Origin of the sequence: Pseudomonas sp. O39 (assembly GCF_045447295.1) — a bacterium.
GTDB lineage: Bacteria > Pseudomonadota > Gammaproteobacteria > Pseudomonadales > Pseudomonadaceae > Aquipseudomonas > Aquipseudomonas antarctica_A.
The window spans coordinates 16640-32999 of sequence record NZ_JBJGXV010000027.1 but is presented as its reverse complement, the minus strand read 5'-3'; the positions used below and the strand labels follow the sequence as shown (position 1 = coordinate 32999).

The window sequence follows — 16360 nt, the reverse complement described above, 5'->3', positions numbered from 1 at the left end:
GCGCTCTTCCTGGTCGCCGATAAACCCGCATAATACCAACCGTTTCAAGGCTCGCCACTGAGCGTTTTTTTTGCCTCGGGGGCAACCATGGCCTTTACCAACAGAAACTCTGTCGAGCCGAATGGCGCGAGCGATCGTTCAGACCGTACCTGGCGTGCAAGGCTGAGTAAGACCCTGAAGCGCTGGGCAGGCATGAAAGCGGCGCAAGACGGCGCCCCGGTGCAGGAAACGTCGGCCCTTGAGTACGCGCCTGAAACCGTTGGTCTTGCACTGGCACCGGTGGATCGCCCCGACCGCACAGAGCCGCAACCGACCGCTGCCGATTTCGAGATATTCTCCAACCTGGGCAACTTGGACCGGCTCAACGCTGCTATTTCCGAGGGCACCGTACGCATAGCTTTTGCGGGCGATTCGATTGTCGAAGGCGATCGCGACGGCCTTTATGAGCACTCGGTTGTGGCAACGGTCATGCGGGCTTTGCGCGAGCAGAACCCTGCAATCAACTTTGTAGTGGGCAACTTCAGCCTGTCAGGCCGAGGTATCGGAGCACTGGCAACCGAGACGTACGTGGGGCAGCCCTACCCGGAAAACCTCAGTACCGGGTTTTATCGCCCTGACGGCGCTCCCGTGACTGACCAGTGGCCGGGAGGATCCGTCGTCGGTAAGTCGTGGATGGCGCACCTCAAGGATTTCGCTCCCGACTTTGTCATGGTCATGCACGGTGCTAACGATTTGTCCGGCTCGAGTGTCGGGAACACGACCGCACTTAAGTATGTGGTCGGGCTGATTAGCCATTTCCCCAAGGCTCCGTCTATTGGGGTATCCACCACCGCCCTGCCGGCCGTTTCAGCGGGATACCAGGAAGAGGCTCAAATCGCCGCTGATGGCGTACGCGGCGTGGCCCGGGAACTGAACCTGACGCTGGTCGATATCAACCGGGCATTCAACCTGCTGCGTTCCGGCTTTGACGTCGACAACCTCCACTACACGCGTGATGACAACTTCGCCGGATATCCAACCGGCTGGCATGTCGAGGATGGCTCCACGCTGTCACTGGCAAATGCGGACGCGAGCTCAATGAGCGGCACCGGGTCGGCACTGCATCACGCGCAGTCGCTGGACATCATGATCAAGGCTACGTTTAGCTGCCCCAACTGGGTGTTTACGACCTGCGCCCTGCGTTATCGGTCGAAGGGCTCGGCTGCACACCAATACAGCGCGCACGTCTCGTCGGGCTTTCTGGCTCTTTGTTGGGGCGCAACCACCATTGGCTACAAGGCCATTGGTGAAATCGCGTCCGGCTCAAAGGTTGTGTTGCAGGTTGATGTTCGCGGCGCGCTGCACAGGGTATATGTCAACGATGTGCTGCAACTGAGTGTCCATGACTACAACTATCTGCGCCGTGGCAGTCACGGGGTGGCGATCATCGGCGGCACTGGAACCCTGACTGAATTTATCGTAGACAAAGGTAACTACTGCGCGAATGGCGTACCGCAACTGAGTGATCTCGACCTCTACGGCGGTGATGCCTGCGCCACCCACAATCACACGCCGGAAGGGAACGGTATCAACCATCCAACCAAGCTGGCCAACAGCGTCTGCTGGGCGGGATCTTTCTCGGCGCTGACGGAGCACATCCGAGTGCAAAAAGAGTCAAGGCAGTGAGCGCAGAGATTATTCGCTGGTGAAGGACGTTGAGTTCAGCGTATTAAGAAACCCGATAACAGCGTGGCTGTTACGGTGAAGAAACCTGCGCTGTTTAGTTCAACATCACTTCAGTAAAGGTTTCGGCGTTCGGTATGCACCTTTGCGACAAATTAAGTGGAATTCAGTAGAATTAAAATTCTCTATTGAATTGGCGTGTCACGACGTGTCTGCTTACCCTGTGCACTACAGAACGAAACCACTGATTTTCTTGATTGCTTTTTTCATTAGCGTCCCACTCAACCTCTTTGGTTCCGGTCAATACGTATTTGGGGCGGATCTTGCTGGCGCGGTCGCACCCACCCAAAACGACGCGACGCTAGCCGCTCCCGCTATTTCCGTTAGCGCTCCGAGCCTCCCGAGCAACCAGAATGCGCCGGATGATTTCTCAACGCTGTCCAACGTGGGCAATCTGGAGCGGCTTGACGCTGCTATTAAAGAGGGCGCAGTTAAAATCGCCGTTGTCGGCGACTCTATTTCCCAGGGTGATGTTGACGGGCTTTACGAAAACTCCGTCGTGGCTACCTTGATGCGATTGGCCCGCGAGCAGAATCCCGACATTGCTTTCACCTTTGGTAATTTCAGCCTGGCTGGACGCGGGATGGGGATGTACTCAAACCGTAATTACATAGGGGAGGCGGGCGCTGTCGAAAATCCGATGACGGGTTTCTACAGGGAGCCGGGAAGGGAGGTCACGCGTCAATGGCCCGGCGGCTCCGTTGAGGGAAAGAGCTGGGCTGACCACGTTAAGGACTTTGCTCCTGACCTCGTGATTTATATGTTTGGTGCCAATGATCTTACGGGAAGCAGTAGTGTAAACGCCGACTATTATTTCAAGTCACTTGATTATCAGAATACCTGGTCAAAAGTCCCTTCTACTGCTATTGCGCCTGCCGCGTTACCGTCCGTTGCTTTTGGGCATCAAGAGCAGGTTCAAGTCGCGGCTGACGCAGCGCGGGATGTTGCGAAAGTTCGAAATCTGACCGTCCTGGATATTAACCGATTGTTCAATCTTCACCGCGCAGGCGTCGATGTGGATAAGCTTAGTTTTATTCGCGACGATAACCTTGCGAGCTACCCCACCGGCTGGAGTCCGGAAACAGGCACTACATTCGCGGTATCCGGTTCGCCTGAGCAATACACCCTGAAGGGGCGTGGCGCTGCGATGTTCGACAGGGCGTGCCAGGATGTCAGTTTGTCGGCTACTTTCACGATGCCCAGTTGGTCTGGACAAGTAGGCGGTATTCGCTATCGGTCTATGGGCTCAGGCCTGAGTCAGTACACGGCGCAAGTGACAGCCAACCAGGTTCTGCTTTACTGGGGCGGCACCGTGATTGGTCGGTCAGCGGTTTACGCACCCATACCGGATGGAACTTCGGTCAGCGTGAAAGTGACGGTTCGCGGGGCGAAGCACGAGGTGTATTTGAATGGCGTTAACGTTATTTCCGTGTATGACTTCAACAACCTGCGCTTCGGTAAAGTCGGCTTGGTGGTGTCAGGCGCAGAGGGCACCATTTCCAATTGGATAGCGAATTTGGGAGTTCCCGAGGCTCACGGTGCCCCCGATTTAAGTGATATTGAAATATATGGATTAGGGGATTTCGGTACCAACCCCGGCAGCGTGGGTGGAAACACCATCAACCACCCTACCAAACTCGCTAATGCGGTTATTTGGGGCGGTGCGTTGAATCCTCTGCTGCAGCATATCCGGTCGCAGCCAAGGGGCGGCGTGCCAGCCTCGACTCAAGCCAGTCACTGACGCTCGACGCTTGGCAATATGGGTCGGCGCGCATTCAGTGCGCCGACCCATCCGCTTTGGGGCGTGATACGCGTCTGCCTGACGTCTGAATAGCGCGTGAAGCTCGAACGCTGGCAATCTTACATTTTGCGGCGAAATTTTAAGGGTGGGGCGATTCAACAACAGGCTGAACGCGCGGCGAGGATACCGCTCACGGTCAGGAGATCGCTGTTGCGTTAAAGGGCCTGCAAGTGCTCGCCCAATTTGCCGTTGTCCGCCCACTCAAGAAACTCATCCCCCAACCGTTGGCTCTCGCTCATCGCGGTTTGCCAGTATTTGTTGCGGCTCGGGTCATCGCCCATGAAGCGCTTGAAATCACTGCGGTCCGGCAATTTGCCGTAGGGCAGGCGGGCCAGGTAGTCCTTGGACGGCGCCAGCAGCAATACATCCTGCAAACCCTGTTGATTGCTGCGTCGCCATGGCAGGCCCTTGTCGAACCAGCCGGGGATGACCCGGTCGGTAAAGTGCGGGTACAGCACGATGTCATCGCCGTGGTAGGGCAGGTCGAGGTGGTAGTCCAGCAGGCCGCCGTCACGGTAAGTGCCGGCGCCTGCGCCGGGCAGGTCGCGCACGCCTTGCATCACCATGGGGATTGAGCCGGAGGCGAGCAGTGCCTGGCGCAGGTTGCCCAGTTCCAGGTTAAGGAAGCGCGACGGGAAATCCTTAAGCGGATGCACCGGCGGCGCCTGGCGTGGGTCGTGGATGATCAGCCGCTCGAAATGCCGCGACAGCCGTGCGCGGCCCCGCAGGTTGTCGGCAATCACCGACGACAGGCCCAGGCCCAACCGCCCACGGTGGTCATCGGCGAGCAGGCCGTGGCTTTTGACCACCATGATGTTCAGGCGGTAGTCGGGGTTGTCCAGCACCCGAGCATCGCGGCCGGCCAGCAGATCATCGAGCATGCGCTGGCAGCTGTGGCTGACCTCGGCCATGGTCACACCTTTGGCAAAACGCTGTTCGTTGTACAGGCGGCCGAGGTCGAGCAGGCCTTGCACCGGGTCGGGCAGGCACGCGCTGGCAAACCGCCAGGAGCCGATGGACGCGCCGATGAGTGCGCGTTCGCGCGGCGCGCGTGGCAGCCAATCGCCGAACAGCGCCAGGTCCAGGCCCTGAATACCAAGGGCTTTGGGGCCCCCGGCCGCGCCGGGGAGGATACCGACGTCTGCCGGCGCGAGGCCTTGTTCGCGAATGCGCGTATAGGCGCGTTTGCCGGCCTTGAGAGTCAGGGCGGGAAACTTGATGTGGATGGCTGTCATACCGGTCTCTTTTGACGCGAATGAGCCAGTATAGAAAATCTGGCACGATGAGGGAAAAGCGCTTGGCTCAAATTGCCATGGTGGCAATTCAGTTTCAGTTAAGTTGCCAGGGTTAACGTGGGTCGCGTAGGACATTCATCCAGAAACGCAGGCTTACGTGAAAACCCTCACGGGTCGGTTCGCCGCCCGTATCATTGTCCCCATCGCCTATTTGGCCCAAGCCCCTAACCGGGCCGCCCTCAGGAACATCAGGACACGCAATGAAGGTAAATCTATGCGCAGGCAGGCAGGTGGTGCTGGTATTGATACTGACCAGCTCAAGCCTGTCGGCCCATGACCTTGGTCAGGACGAAGCCTTGCGCCTGCGCCAGAAGGGCGTGATCGCCCCGCTGGAGCACTTGCTGGGCCCGGCGTTCGAGCGCTACCCGGGCGCCAAACTGCTGGATGCCGAGCTTGAAGAGCACAAGGAGCGGCCGGTGCGCTATATCTATGAAATCGAGCTGTTGACCGTCGAAGGCGTGGTGCGTGAAATCGAGCTCGACGCCAGCACTGGTGAGTTGCTCAAAGATAAGGAAGACGACTGATGCGCCTGCTTCTGGTGGAAGACAATGTGCCGCTGGCCGATGAACTGGTGGCGGGCCTGCAGCGCCAGGGTTACGCCGTCGACTGGCTGGCGGATGGGCGCGACGCAGCCTATCAAGGCCGCAGCGAACCCTATGACTTGATCATCCTCGACCTCGGCTTGCCGGGGCTGCCCGGACTGGAAGTGCTGGCGCAGTGGCGCGCAGCCGCCCTGGCCACCCCAGTGCTGGTGCTGACCGCACGCGATTCATGGGCCGAGCGTATCGAAGGGCTCAAGGCCGGCGCCGACGACTACCTGAGCAAACCCTTTCACCCCGAAGAACTGCACTTGCGCATCCAGGCCCTGTTGCGCCGCTCCCATGGCCAAGCCAACCAGCCTACGTTGCAAGCGGCCGGCTTGCACTTGGATGAAGGGCGCCAGTGTGTGCTGCGTGAGGGTGACGAAATCCAACTGACGGCCGCCGAATTCCGCCTGCTGCGCTACTTCATGCTGCACCCGGAACAGATTCTGTCGAAAAGCCACTTGGCCGAGCACTTGTATGACGGTGAGACCGAGCGTGACTCCAATGTATTGGAGGTGCACGTCAACCACCTGCGCCGCAAACTGGGGCGCAGCGTGATTGAAACCCGGCGCGGCCAGGGTTACCGGTTTGGCGCCGCCCCGGCATGAGGTCGATTCAGCGGCGCCTGAGCCTGGGGCTGATCAGCGTGATGGTGGTGGTGGGCGTGGTGCTCGCGCAGACCAGTTTGTGGCTGTTCGAGGCCGGTTTGCAGCGTTATCTGGACGCTGGGTTGCGCAACGACAGCGAGAATTTGCTGGTGGCGCTGGTGCGCGGGCCGAACGGTGTGCAACTGGATGAGCAACGCCTGTCACCGGCTTATCAGCGACCGTTTTCCGGGCACTATTTCCGCATTGATTTTGCCGACGCGCACTGGCGTTCACGCTCGCTCTGGGACCAGGAACTGCCACGCCTGCCCGAGGCCGGGCTCAAGGGTAACCTGCAATTGGGGCCGGAAGGCCAGCAACTGCTGGTGTTGCGTTCGGACTACAAGCGCTTCGGCCAGTCGATTTCCATCAGCGTGGCCCAGGACTACACGCCTGTGCGGGAAAGCTTCCGCCTGATGCGCCAGATTGGTCTGGTGCTTGGGCTGGCGGCGCTGTTACTGGTGTTGATCCTGCAACGGGTTACCGTGCGTCGTGCCTTGCGGCCGCTGGAAACCGCCCGCGAGCAGATCGCCCAACTGCAACAGGGCCAGCGTTCGCAACTTGATACCCAAGTGCCGCTGGAGCTCGAGCCGCTGGTGGCGCAGATCAACCACCTGTTGGCCCACACCGAAGACAGCCTCAAGCGTTCGCGCAATGCCTTGGGCAACCTCGGCCATGCACTGAAAACCCCGTTGGCGGTGTTGTTGAGTGCGGCGTCGAGCGAGGTGCTCAAAGACCACCCGCACCTGAGCAAGTTGCTGCGCGACCAGCTTGAGCAGGTGCAACAACGCCTCAACCGCGAACTCAACCGTGCCCGTCTTGCCGGTGAAACGCTGCCGGGGACCTTGTTTGATTGCGAAAAGGAACTGCCCGGCCTGCTGGCCACGTTGAACATGATTCACGGCGAACACCTGGATTTGAGCTACCGCGTTGTGCCCGGCCTGCAACTGCCCTGGGACCGCGAAGATCTGCTGGAGTTGTTGGGCAACCTGCTGGACAACGCCTGTAAATGGGCGGACGCCGAAATACGCTTGAGTGTCAGCGAAACCGCGCACAGCTATCTGCTGGCGGTCGAAGACGACGGCCCGGGCATTCCACAGGCCCAGCGCGACCAGGTGTTCAGCCGTGGCACCCGCCTGGATGAACAGGTCGACGGCCATGGCCTGGGCCTTGGGATCGTGCGGGATATCGTCGAGGTGTGGGGCGGGGTGTTGCAATTGCAGGAGAGTGAGCAGGGTGGGCTAAAAGTGCTCGTCGAGTTGCCCAAACGCCAAAGCTGACACAATGCAGGTCAACCTGTGGGAGGGGGCGTTCTCCCACAGGGGCCCTTCATCGGGCCCAGGGTTTGTGCCATTCGCTTATACGCGGAACTGATCCATCAGCCCCTGCTGCTGATTCGCCAGGCTGTTCAACGCCTGGCTCACCCGTGCCGATTCATTCGCTTGTTCCGACAACGACTCGGTCACATCTCGAATCGTCGCGACATTGCTGTTGATCTCTTCGGCCACCGCGCTTTGCTCTTCGGCGGCGCTGGCGATTTGCAGGTTCATGTCGCTGATCACCGTGACGGCATCGCCGATCTGGCGCAGGGCGGTGACCGCCTGGCCGACCTGCTCGACACTGCCCTGGGCCTGGCGATAGCTGTTGCCCATGGAACTGACCACCTCGGTGGTGCCGCTTTGCAGATGCTCGATCACCAGGCGGGTTTCTTCCACCGACTCCTGGGTGCGTCGCGCCAGGTTGCGGACCTCGTCGGCGACCACGGCAAAACCACGGCCGGCCTCACCGGCGCGCGCGGCTTCAATGGCGGCGTTGAGCGCCAGCAGGTTGGTCTGCTCGGCAATCCCGCGAATCACTTCCAGCACCGAACCGATTTTCTCGCTATTGGCTGCCAGGCCTTCGACCTGGGCCATGGCCGTACTCATATCCGCCGCCAGGTTGCCGATGTTGGTGGTGGTGCGGTCGATCACAGTCAACCCTTCACGGGTGGCCTGGTCGGCGTCGCGCGCAGCCTGTGCCGCTTGGGCGGCGCTGCGGGCCACGTCCTGGGCGGTGGCACTCATTTCATGGGAGGCGGTCGCCACCTGATCGACCTGGCGGTATTGCTGCTCCATGCCGGCGCTGGTTTCGCTGGCAATCGCGGCGGACTGGTCGGCGGTGCCACGGGCGTCCTGCACCGAGCGTTTCACCTGAGCAATAATCGGTTGCAGCTTGTCGAGGAAGCGGTTGAACCAGCCGGCCAGTTGCCCCAGCTCATCCTTCTTGTCATAGGCCAGGCGGCGGGTCAGGTCGCCTTCGCCGCTGGCGATGTCTTCCAGCATGCGTGCCACGCCGAGGATCGGTCGGGTCACGCTGCGAGCCATCAGCCACACCAGGATTAAGCCAATCACTGCAGCCAGCAGGCCCAGGCTCAGTTCCAGCAAGGTGCCACGGGCGTTATCGGCGTCCAGCTGCGTCTTGAGTGTTTCGGCCGGGCCCACCAGGACTTTTTCCGGCACATCCAGCAACACGCCCCACGGTTTGCCGCCGGGAATCGGTGTGAAGGGCGCCAGCACCTTGAGTTGGTGGTCGGCGCGCAGGCTGCGGGTCTGCGTGCTGCTGGCCAGGGCGTTGATCAATTGCGCACCGCTGGCAGGGTCGACCTTGTCCAGGCGCTGGCTGAGTTTGCTGGCGTCCGGGCTGTAGCCGGCGAGCAAACCGGTGGAGCTGAGGATGCTGACTTGGGTCTGGCCGTCATACAGCTTCTGGCTGGCCTGTTGGCTAACGGCCTGCAGGCTGTTGAGGTTGATGTCCGCCGACAGCGAGGCGATGACTTTGCCATTGACCATCAGTGGGAAGACGATGCTGGTCATCAGCACGTTTTGCCCGTCGATCATATAAAAGTAGGGTTCGATGACGCAGGGTTTCAGGGTGGTGCGCGGGCAGGTGAACCAGGCGTTGGCTTTCTCGCCGCTGGGGCCTGTGCTGGTGTCGGACATGTCGCTTTCGGGCAGTGCCATGGAGGTCAGTTTGCCGGGTGTCGGCTGCGACCAGTAGAGAGCGAATCGGCCCTTGTCGTTGCTGCCCAGTTCCGCCTGGTTGGCGAACAACTCATCCTTGCCGTCCAGCGCATTGGCCTCGAACACCAGCGACAAACCGAGCAAATCCGGGTTGGCCTGCAGCGCGGCCTTGACCTGGCGGGTCAGGTCTTCGCGCGTGTCGAAGGCGTCGAGAAAGCGTTTTTCAGCCTGTTCGCGCAAAAACAGCACCTGGCGTGAAAAACCATGGCCGTACTGGAAGGCATCCATGAATTGCTGGCGAATCCCCAGCGCCTGTCCTTCACCTTGCGCTTCGATGCGGGCCTGGGCGGACTCGTCGAGCATCTGCATGCTGGAGGCTTTGACCTGTTGCTAGCTCTCCTCCATGCGATACAGCGACAGACCCACCAGCAGGGTAACGATTCCCAGCAGGCACAGGCCGGCGAGCAGGGTGATTTTCCATTGTATGGAGAGCTGTCTGAGGGACATCGAGGAGCATCCTTAACCTGAAAACACAGAGAGTCAGGCTATCGGCCGCTTTTTCGGTTTCTTTATTGTTTAAACGTTCAATTGAAAGCTGAAAAACGACGCCGTTTTTTGACATGCGCGCCCGGCTGCTGCAAAGTGCGCGCCCTCTAATAAGACCTCTTAAAGCCTGCACGCTGGCGCCACCCAATGGCCGCCCGGGCGCGGGCATGCCTGTTTTTATGTTTCTGTCTTGAGGTAACCATGATTAACGCAGTCATCGCCGCGGTCGGCACCATGCTGGTGCTCAGCTTGTCCCGCGTGCATGTGGTCATCGCCATCATTGTCGGCGCCCTGGTGGGTGGCTTGACCGGTGGCCTGGGCATTGAGGCCACGCTCAAGGCATTCAACGGTGGGTTGGGCGGCGGCGCGACCGTGGCGCTGTCCTACGCTTTGCTCGGCGCTTTCGCCGTGGCGATTGCCAAGTCCGGCTTGGCTCATGCCCTGGCGGACAAGGCGCTGCTGTTGGTCGATCGTCAGGAAGCTACCGGCGGCGGCCACGTCAAATGGCTGTTGATCGGCCTGTTGTGGGTGGTAGCGATTGCTTCGCAGAACATCCTGCCGATCCACATCGCGTTTATCCCGCTGCTGGTGCCGCCACTGTTATACGTGCTGACCAAGCTGCAACTGGACCGCCGCCTGATCGCTTGCGTGATGACCTTCGGCCTGATCACGCCTTATATGTTCCTGCCGGTGGGCTTCGGCAACATCTTCCTCAACCAGATCCTGCTGGCCAACGTGGCCAAGAGCGGCGTGGATATCAGCCAGGTCAACGTCACCCACGCCATGGGCCTGCCTGCGTTAGGCATGGTGGTCGGCCTGCTGGTGGCGGTGTTTGTCAGCTATCGCAAAAAGCGTGTGTACGACCTGGAAAAAATCGAGCGGGTCGAGCAAGTGGCGGTGCAGTACAACCCGCTGACCTTGCTGGTGGCCGGGCTGGCGATTGCTTCGGCGTTCATCATTCAACTGTGGCTGGACTCGATGATTATCGGCGCCCTGGCCGGCTTCCTGATCTTCTCGGTGTCGGGCATTGTGCGCTGGCGTGAAACCGACGACCTGTTTACCGAAGGCATGAAAATGATGGCGATGATCGGCTTCATCATGATCGCCTCCTCGGGGTTTGCCGAAGTGCTCAAGGCCACCGGTGACGTGCGTTCGCTGGTGGAAGCATCGGCGGCATTCATCGGCCATAGCCGTGGGGTGGGCGCGTTGCTGATGCTGCTGGTGGGGTTGCTGGTGACCATGGGCATCGGTTCGTCGTTTTCCACGGTGCCGATTCTTGCCGCGATTTTCGTACCGCTCTGCGTGCAACTGGGCTTCAGCCCGCTGGCCATCGTGTGCATTGTCGGCACGGCCGGTGCGCTGGGTGACGCCGGTTCGCCTGCATCGGACTCGACTCTCGGCCCGACCTCCGGCCTGAACATCGACGGCCAGCACCACCATATCTGGGACACGGTGGTGCCGACGTTCCTGCACTACAACATCCCTTTATTGGCATTTGGCTGGCTGGCTGCCATGACCCTCTGATAACCCACAAATGGAGGCGCTGGCCACGCATACCTGGGGCCTACAGATATTTCTCGGTTGGCCGTTAACCTCTCAAGTCGCCACGAATAAGAGAGAAAAGCCATGCGTCTGAGCTTGAAGGCCAAAGTCCTGTCCCTCGCTGTAGTGCCGGTGTTGTTGTTTGCCGTGGTCATCAGCCTGACCACCGTGTGGATTCTGCAGGGCCAGGCGCGCAATGAGGTAGATGAAACCCGCCAGCGCCTGCTCAACGACGCCAAGACCACGCTGAAAAGTTATGTGGAAGTGGCCATGACCACCATCAAGCCGCTCTACGATGCCGCCGCACCGGGCGACACCGCCGCGCGGGCTGAGGTGGTCAAATTGCTGTCCAACACCACCTACGGCAAGGACGGCTACTTCTTCGGCTACGACTCCGAGACCATTCGCCTGTTCAAGGGCAACAGCCCGGACGGCGTCGGCAAGAGCTTCAAGGATAACCGCGACCCCAACGGGGTCTACGTAAACCGCGACCTGGTCAAGGTCGGCAAAGACGGCACCCACTACCTGCAATACAGCTCGACCCAGCCGGGGCAGACCGAATTGGTGCCCAAGCTGGGTTACACCGAGTACCTGCCGAAGTGGGACATGGTGATTGGTACGTCGGTCAACCTCGACGGCATCGAAGGCCAGGTGGCGGTGGTCGAGGCCAAGGTCGAGAAACGCATGGAAGGCGTACTGCTGAGCATTCTCGGCGTGGCCGTGGTGGTGCTGTTGGTGATTGCCGCCGTGGGTATGGTGACGGCCAATACCATCCTGCGCCCGCTGAACCTGATGAAAGCCAACCTCGACGATATCGCGGCGGGCGAGGGCGACTTGACCCGCCGCCTGGCCATTACCAGCCAGGACGAACTGGGCGATCTGGCCGGCGCATTCAACCGTTTTGTCGACAAGATCCACGGCCTGGTGCGCCAGATCACCGAGATGACTGCGCAACTCACCGGCCTGGTGAGCCAGGTGTCGGACCAGGCTCAGCGTTCCGAGCAGGCCATGGAGCGCCAACGTCACGAAACCGATCAGGTCGCTACCGCGATCAACCAGATGTCCTCCGCTGCGCAAGAAGTCGCGCGCAGTGCGCAGGGTGCTTCCGTGGCGGCGCAGCAAACCGATGTGGAAGGCCAGGCCGCCAAGCGTGTGGTGGACGGCAGCATCGCGCAGATCCATGCGCTGGTGAACGATATTCGCAGCAGCGGCGTGTCCCTCGACAGCCTGCAACAGGACGTGTCGTCGATTGTCAGCGTGCTTGGCGTGATCCGCTCGATTGCCGAGCAGACCAACCTGCTGGCGCTCAACGCCGCCATCGAAGCCGCACGGGCCGGCGAGGCCGGGCGTGGTTTTGCCGTGGTCGCCGACGAGGTCCGTGCCCTGGCCAGTCGCACCCAGACCAGCACCCAGGAAATCCAGGGCATGATCGACCGCCTGCAAAAAGGCACCGAAGCCGCCGTGGAGTCGATGCGCCGCTCCAGCGATGCGGGCGACGGTACCTCAGCCCGGGCCAACGAAGCCGGGGCGTCGCTGGACACCATGGCCCAATTGATCGGCACGATTAATTCCATGAACGCGCAGATTGCCAGCGCGGCGGAAGAACAGACCGCCGTGGCCGAAGAGATCAACCGCAGCGTGCATCAAATCGCCGTGGCGGTGGACAGCGTGGCCGATGAAACCCAACTGGGCGCCCAGACCTCTCGTAGCCTGGCAGACCTCGGCCAGCGGTTGGGGCAGCTTGTCGGTCAGTTCCGGATCTAACCAGACCTGGCTTGGAGGCAGGGTTGCTTGGCATTAAAACCAAGCCGGCGCCCTGTCAGATATCCCGCATCAGCAAGCCAAATTGCAGGTCCATCTGCGCCGGCAGCGGTACATAAACGGTGTGCCCATCCCCCGGCGCCACCTCGATGGCTTCGCCCTTGGCGTTGTGCAGCGTGGCCAGGTCAAAGTGAAAGTTACCGGCGGGGGTCATCAGTTCCAGGTGATGACCCACGGCAAAGCGGTTCTTCACCTTGACCTCGGCCAGCTCGCCCCGGCGCTCGCCGGTCAATTCCCCGACAAACTGCTGACGTTCCGATACCGAGCTGCCGTTCTGGTAGTTCTGGTATTCGTCATGCACATGACGGCGCAAAAAGCCTTCGGTGTAGCCGCGTTGCGCCAGGGACTCCAGATCGGTCATCAGGTTACGGTCAAAGGCTCGGCCGGCCACCGCATCATCAATGGCTTTGCGATACACCTGGGTGGTGCGCGCACAGTAGAAGTGGGATTTGGTACGGCCTTCGATCTTCAGCGAATGCACGCCCATGTGGGCCAGGCGTTCCACATGCTGCACCGCGCGCAGGTCCTTGGCGTTCATGATGTAGGTGCCGTGCTCATCCTCGAACGCGGGCATCTGTTCATCCGGGCGGTGGGTTTCTTGTAGCAGAAACACCTGATCGGTCGGCGTACCGATACCCAGCGTAGGCTGAAACGCCTGGACGATATCGCCGGTGGCGTTTTCCATCGCCGGCACCGCCTGGTATTTCCAACGGCAGGCATTGGTGCAGGTGCCTTGATTGGCGTCGCGTTTGTTCATATACCCGGAAAGCAGGCAGCGCCCGGAATAGGCCATGCACAAGGCGCCGTGCACAAACACTTCCAGCTCCATGGCCGGCACGTGCTGGCGGATTTCGCCGATCTCTTCCAGTGACAGCTCCCGCGACAGAATCACCCGGCAGATGCCTTGCTGCTGCCAGAACTCCACACTGGCCCAATTCACCGTATTGGCTTGCACCGACAAGTGAACGGGCATCAAGGGGAAGTGGCGTCGCACCAGCATGATCAGCCCCGGGTCGGACATGATCAGCGCATCCGGGCCCATGGCGATGACGGGGGCCAGGTCTTTGAGGAAGGTCTTCAGCTTGGCGTTGTGCGGCGCAATGTTCACCACCACGTAGAAGCGTTTGCCCAGCGCGTGGGCTTCGTGGATGCCGAGTGCCAGGTTGGCGTGGTCGAACTCATTGTTGCGCACTCGCAGGCTGTAGCGCGGCTGGCCGGCGTAGACCGCATCGGCGCCGTAGGCGAAGGCATAGCGCATGTTTTTCAGGGTGCCGGCGGGGGCGAGCAGCTCGGGGGCGATCACAGGGGGCATGGGCTCAAGTCGCAAAAGGTCGCGAGGGTAAAGGAGCCAGCAGCGGGCTTTATTGACCCAGATCGTCCTTTTGCTGACTTTGTATCGCCAGCGGGTTCGCGACACGCGCGCGACACCTCAAGGGCTTCCAGGCCGTGTGTAAAGACCTCGGCGCAGCGCTACGAAAAGGATGGCCTGGTGGTCATCGGCGTACACACCACGCAATACGCGCTCTGTTGAGTGAGGCGCGGTCGGATACTTCAAGCCATCGAGCGATGCGGTCTATGCTCGTTCTATAAACAAGGGCACTCCCAGGTTTCGCAGCGGACTAAGCAACAGGGCTTACGAAGGCCCTTTGCTTTCTGACATGGACCGGACATGAACCAAACGAACCTGCAATTCAAAACCCTGCTGTTGTTGCTGGCCCTGGTCACCATCGCCTTTATCTGGATATTGCTGCCGTTCTACGGCGCGGTGTTCTGGGCGGTGATCCTCGGCATTATCTTTGCCCCTATGCAGCGGCGCCTGCAGCTGCGGTTTGGCTGGAACCGCAACCTGACATCCCTGGCCACCCTGACGGTGTGCCTGATCATTGCGATTCTGCCGGTGATCATTACCAGCGTGCTGCTGGTGCAAGAGGGCGCGACGCTCTATAAAAATATCGAGAGCGGAAAACTGGATGTGGCGGGGTATATCGAGCAGTTCAAAAACGTGCTGCCGCCTTATTTCCAGCACCTGCTTGACCGCTTTGGCATGGGCAACCTGGAAGGCCTGCGAGAAAAAATCGTCAAGAGTGCAATGCAGGGCAGCCAGTTCTTTGCGACCCAGGCATTCAGCTTCGGCCAGGGTACGTTTGATTTCCTGGTGAGCTTTTTCATCATGCTGTATCTGCTGTTTTTCCTGCTGCGCGACGGCCCGGAACTGGTGCGCAAGGTACGCACGGCGGTGCCGCTGGCCGAGCCGCAAAAGCGTCGGTTGCAGCTCAAGTTCAACCGGGTGGTGCGCGCGACGGTCAAGGGCAACGTACTGGTGGCCGTGACCCAAGGTGCGCTGGGTGGTTTGATTTTCTGGTTTCTGGACATTCCCAGTGCGTTGCTCTGGGCGGTGCTGATGGCGTTTCTTTCGCTGTTGCCGGCGGTCGGCGCAGGAATTGTATGGGCGCCGGTGGCTGCCTACTTCCTGTTGAGCGGTTCGATCTGGCAGGGCGTAGTGCTGGGACTGTTCGGCGTTTTCGTGATTGGGTTGGTGGACAATGTGCTGCGCCCGATCCTGATGGGTAAGGACACCAAGATGCCGGATTACCTGATCCTGATCTCGACCTTGGGCGGCCTGTCTGTGTTTGGCCTGAACGGGTTTGTGATCGGTCCGCTGGTAGCGGCGCTGTTTATGTCCAGTTGGGCGCTGTTCGTGGAAAGTAAACCACGGGTCAAGCTGCCGTTGCCCTAGACGTTACAGAGCGTGAGGCTCATGCGTGGAGTCTGAAGTTCGACGCTTGCTGCAGCTGTTTTTCGGCGGCGGACAACGAGGTGAGCGGGCCGCTGATGGGCTCGCCATCGCGCACCAGATACCAACAGGCCAGCAACCCGTGCTCACGAAGAGGGGCGGGGACTGCGCTGCCGATGACGGACATGATCTGAACAGTGGGCATAGGTACCTCCAATTGCTATGGAGGTCACCATACTGGCTGTTTGCCCGTAGGAAAAATCACCTGGCTCGATAGTCGACATTAACGCCAGGCGTCAATCCACCACTTGATCGAGCATGGAAACCACTTCCTGTTCACTGAGCAGGCCTTTACGCACCAGGTTTTCCGCCAGCAGCGACAGGAATTTTGCGCTGCGGTGGCCCTCAAGGTGCTTGAGTTCGGTCAGTGCGCTGTAGACCTTGCTGGACGTACACAGGCCAGCGGTTCGATGCGGGTTTTGCGTGGGCATGGTCAGTCGTCCTTGTTGTTATTGGGTGGACAGTGTCGATAGTGGGAGTGTTTCGTGACACAAACATGACAGCGCGAGGCGCGTTCGAGCAAGGGGGCATTGGCCATAATCATGTGCGATTACGCGTCGACCATTGTCCTCAGAGCGACCTTGGCAGGATGAATCCGGACTTTTCAGGCAA

The 16360-nt window shown here is 60.2% G+C and carries 13 protein-coding genes and 2 pseudogenes; 9 read left to right on the top strand and 6 right to left on the bottom strand.

Annotated elements, in window-relative coordinates; all coding sequences use genetic code 11:
• Positions 1-87 precede the first annotated feature (87 nt).
• Together ACI77D_RS25525 and ACI77D_RS25520 are read left to right on the top strand one after the other, a co-directional pair.
• Complete coding sequence (locus ACI77D_RS25525; RefSeq protein WP_407017712.1) at positions 88-1665, top strand: SGNH/GDSL hydrolase family protein; 1578 nt, start codon at positions 88-90, stop codon at positions 1663-1665.
• 205 nt (positions 1666-1870) lie between these two features.
• Positions 1871-3463 (top strand): SGNH/GDSL hydrolase family protein, encoded by a 1593-nt coding sequence (locus ACI77D_RS25520; RefSeq protein WP_407017711.1) that lies wholly within the window; start codon positions 1871-1873, stop codon positions 3461-3463.
• Between the two features lie 215 nt (positions 3464-3678).
• Here ACI77D_RS25520 and ACI77D_RS25515 read toward each other — a convergent pair whose 3' ends face one another.
• Positions 3679-4758, bottom strand: a complete 1080-nt coding sequence (locus ACI77D_RS25515; RefSeq protein ID WP_064451748.1) for a patatin-like phospholipase family protein — start codon at positions 4756-4758, stop codon at positions 3679-3681.
• Between the two features lie 260 nt (positions 4759-5018).
• Between ACI77D_RS25515 and ACI77D_RS25510 the strand changes: the two genes are divergently transcribed.
• The 3 genes from ACI77D_RS25510 to ACI77D_RS25500 are packed head-to-tail and all read left to right on the top strand — an operon-like array spanning position 5019 to position 7326.
• Positions 5019-5342, top strand: a complete 324-nt coding sequence (locus ACI77D_RS25510; protein ID WP_064451749.1) for a PepSY domain-containing protein — start codon at positions 5019-5021, stop codon at positions 5340-5342.
• Positions 5342-6010, top strand: coding sequence for a response regulator transcription factor (locus ACI77D_RS25505; RefSeq protein WP_064451750.1), 669 nt, complete (start codon positions 5342-5344; stop codon positions 6008-6010). The genes ACI77D_RS25510 and ACI77D_RS25505 overlap by 1 nt, the downstream gene beginning before the upstream one ends.
• Positions 6007-7326 carry a sensor histidine kinase gene (locus ACI77D_RS25500; RefSeq protein ID WP_128591680.1) on the top strand — a complete coding sequence of 440 codons (1320 nt, stop codon included), beginning with the start codon at positions 6007-6009 and terminating at the stop codon, positions 7324-7326. Before ACI77D_RS25505 ends, ACI77D_RS25500 begins: the two co-directional genes overlap by 4 nt.
• Positions 7327-7404: 78 nt before the next feature.
• On the opposite strand, the gene ACI77D_RS25495 is transcribed toward ACI77D_RS25500, so the two are convergent.
• Both ACI77D_RS25495 and ACI77D_RS25490 read right to left on the bottom strand, forming a co-directional pair.
• On the bottom strand, positions 7405-8160 hold the full coding sequence (locus ACI77D_RS25495; protein WP_407017733.1) for a methyl-accepting chemotaxis protein: 756 nt from the start codon (positions 8158-8160) through the stop codon (positions 7405-7407).
• Positions 8161-8262: 102 nt separating this feature from the next.
• Positions 8263-8409: pseudogene (locus tag ACI77D_RS25490) on the bottom strand (HAMP domain-containing protein); the annotation flags it as partial.
• A gap of 1386 nt (positions 8410-9795) precedes the next feature.
• On the opposite strand from ACI77D_RS25490, the gene ACI77D_RS25485 reads away from it, so the two are divergent.
• The 3 genes and pseudogenes from ACI77D_RS25485 (at position 9796) to ACI77D_RS25475 (ending at position 12897) form a co-directional block, all read left to right on the top strand.
• Positions 9796-11115 carry a Na+/H+ antiporter family protein gene (locus ACI77D_RS25485; protein ID WP_407017732.1) on the top strand — a complete coding sequence of 440 codons (1320 nt, stop codon included), beginning with the start codon at positions 9796-9798 and terminating at the stop codon, positions 11113-11115.
• A 102-nt stretch (positions 11116-11217) separates the two neighbouring features.
• Positions 11218-12039: pseudogene (locus ACI77D_RS25480) on the top strand (cache domain-containing protein); the annotation flags it as partial.
• Between the two features lie 36 nt (positions 12040-12075).
• The gene (locus ACI77D_RS25475; RefSeq protein ID WP_407017731.1) at positions 12076-12897 is read left to right on the top strand and encodes a methyl-accepting chemotaxis protein; all 822 of its coding nucleotides are present in this window, start codon (positions 12076-12078) and stop codon (positions 12895-12897) included.
• Positions 12898-12952: 55 nt separating this feature from the next.
• Here ACI77D_RS25475 and yegQ read toward each other — a convergent pair whose 3' ends face one another.
• Positions 12953-14266, bottom strand: coding sequence for a tRNA 5-hydroxyuridine modification protein YegQ (gene yegQ, locus ACI77D_RS25470; protein WP_262667504.1), 1314 nt, complete (start codon positions 14264-14266; stop codon positions 12953-12955).
• Positions 14267-14623: 357 nt separating this feature from the next.
• On the opposite strand from yegQ, the gene ACI77D_RS25465 reads away from it, so the two are divergent.
• A complete protein-coding gene (locus ACI77D_RS25465) occupies positions 14624-15691 on the top strand; it encodes an AI-2E family transporter (protein WP_407017710.1) in 1068 nt (355 codons plus the stop codon).
• A 19-nt stretch (positions 15692-15710) separates the two neighbouring features.
• Here ACI77D_RS25465 and ACI77D_RS25460 read toward each other — a convergent pair whose 3' ends face one another.
• Entirely contained in the window at positions 15711-15893 is a 183-nt protein-coding gene (locus ACI77D_RS25460; protein ID WP_053255422.1) for a hypothetical protein, read from the bottom strand.
• A 91-nt stretch (positions 15894-15984) separates the two neighbouring features.
• Positions 15985-16179, bottom strand: a complete 195-nt coding sequence (locus ACI77D_RS25455) for a hypothetical protein (RefSeq protein WP_053255423.1) — start codon at positions 16177-16179, stop codon at positions 15985-15987.
• Positions 16180-16360 lie beyond the last annotated feature (181 nt).

Coding starts and splice junctions, on each gene's coding strand:
- ACI77D_RS25525 (WP_407017712.1), top strand. CDS start 88: ATGGCCTTTACCAACAGAAACTCTGTCGAGCCGAATGGCGCGAGCGAT.
- ACI77D_RS25515 (WP_064451748.1), bottom strand. CDS start 4,758: ATGACAGCCATCCACATCAAGTTTCCCGCCCTGACTCTCAAGGCCGGC.
- ACI77D_RS25510 (WP_064451749.1), top strand. CDS start 5,019: ATGAAGGTAAATCTATGCGCAGGCAGGCAGGTGGTGCTGGTATTGATA.
- ACI77D_RS25505 (WP_064451750.1), top strand. CDS start 5,342: ATGCGCCTGCTTCTGGTGGAAGACAATGTGCCGCTGGCCGATGAACTG.
- ACI77D_RS25500 (WP_128591680.1), top strand. CDS start 6,007: ATGAGGTCGATTCAGCGGCGCCTGAGCCTGGGGCTGATCAGCGTGATG.
- ACI77D_RS25495 (WP_407017733.1), bottom strand. CDS start 8,160: ATGGAGCAGCAATACCGCCAGGTCGATCAGGTGGCGACCGCCTCCCAT.
- ACI77D_RS25475 (WP_407017731.1), top strand. CDS start 12,076: ATGACTGCGCAACTCACCGGCCTGGTGAGCCAGGTGTCGGACCAGGCT.
- yegQ (WP_262667504.1), bottom strand. CDS start 14,266: ATGCCCCCTGTGATCGCCCCCGAGCTGCTCGCCCCCGCCGGCACCCTG.
- ACI77D_RS25465 (WP_407017710.1), top strand. CDS start 14,624: ATGAACCAAACGAACCTGCAATTCAAAACCCTGCTGTTGTTGCTGGCC.
- ACI77D_RS25460 (WP_053255422.1), bottom strand. CDS start 15,893: ATGCCCACTGTTCAGATCATGTCCGTCATCGGCAGCGCAGTCCCCGCC.
- ACI77D_RS25455 (WP_053255423.1), bottom strand. CDS start 16,179: ATGCCCACGCAAAACCCGCATCGAACCGCTGGCCTGTGTACGTCCAGC.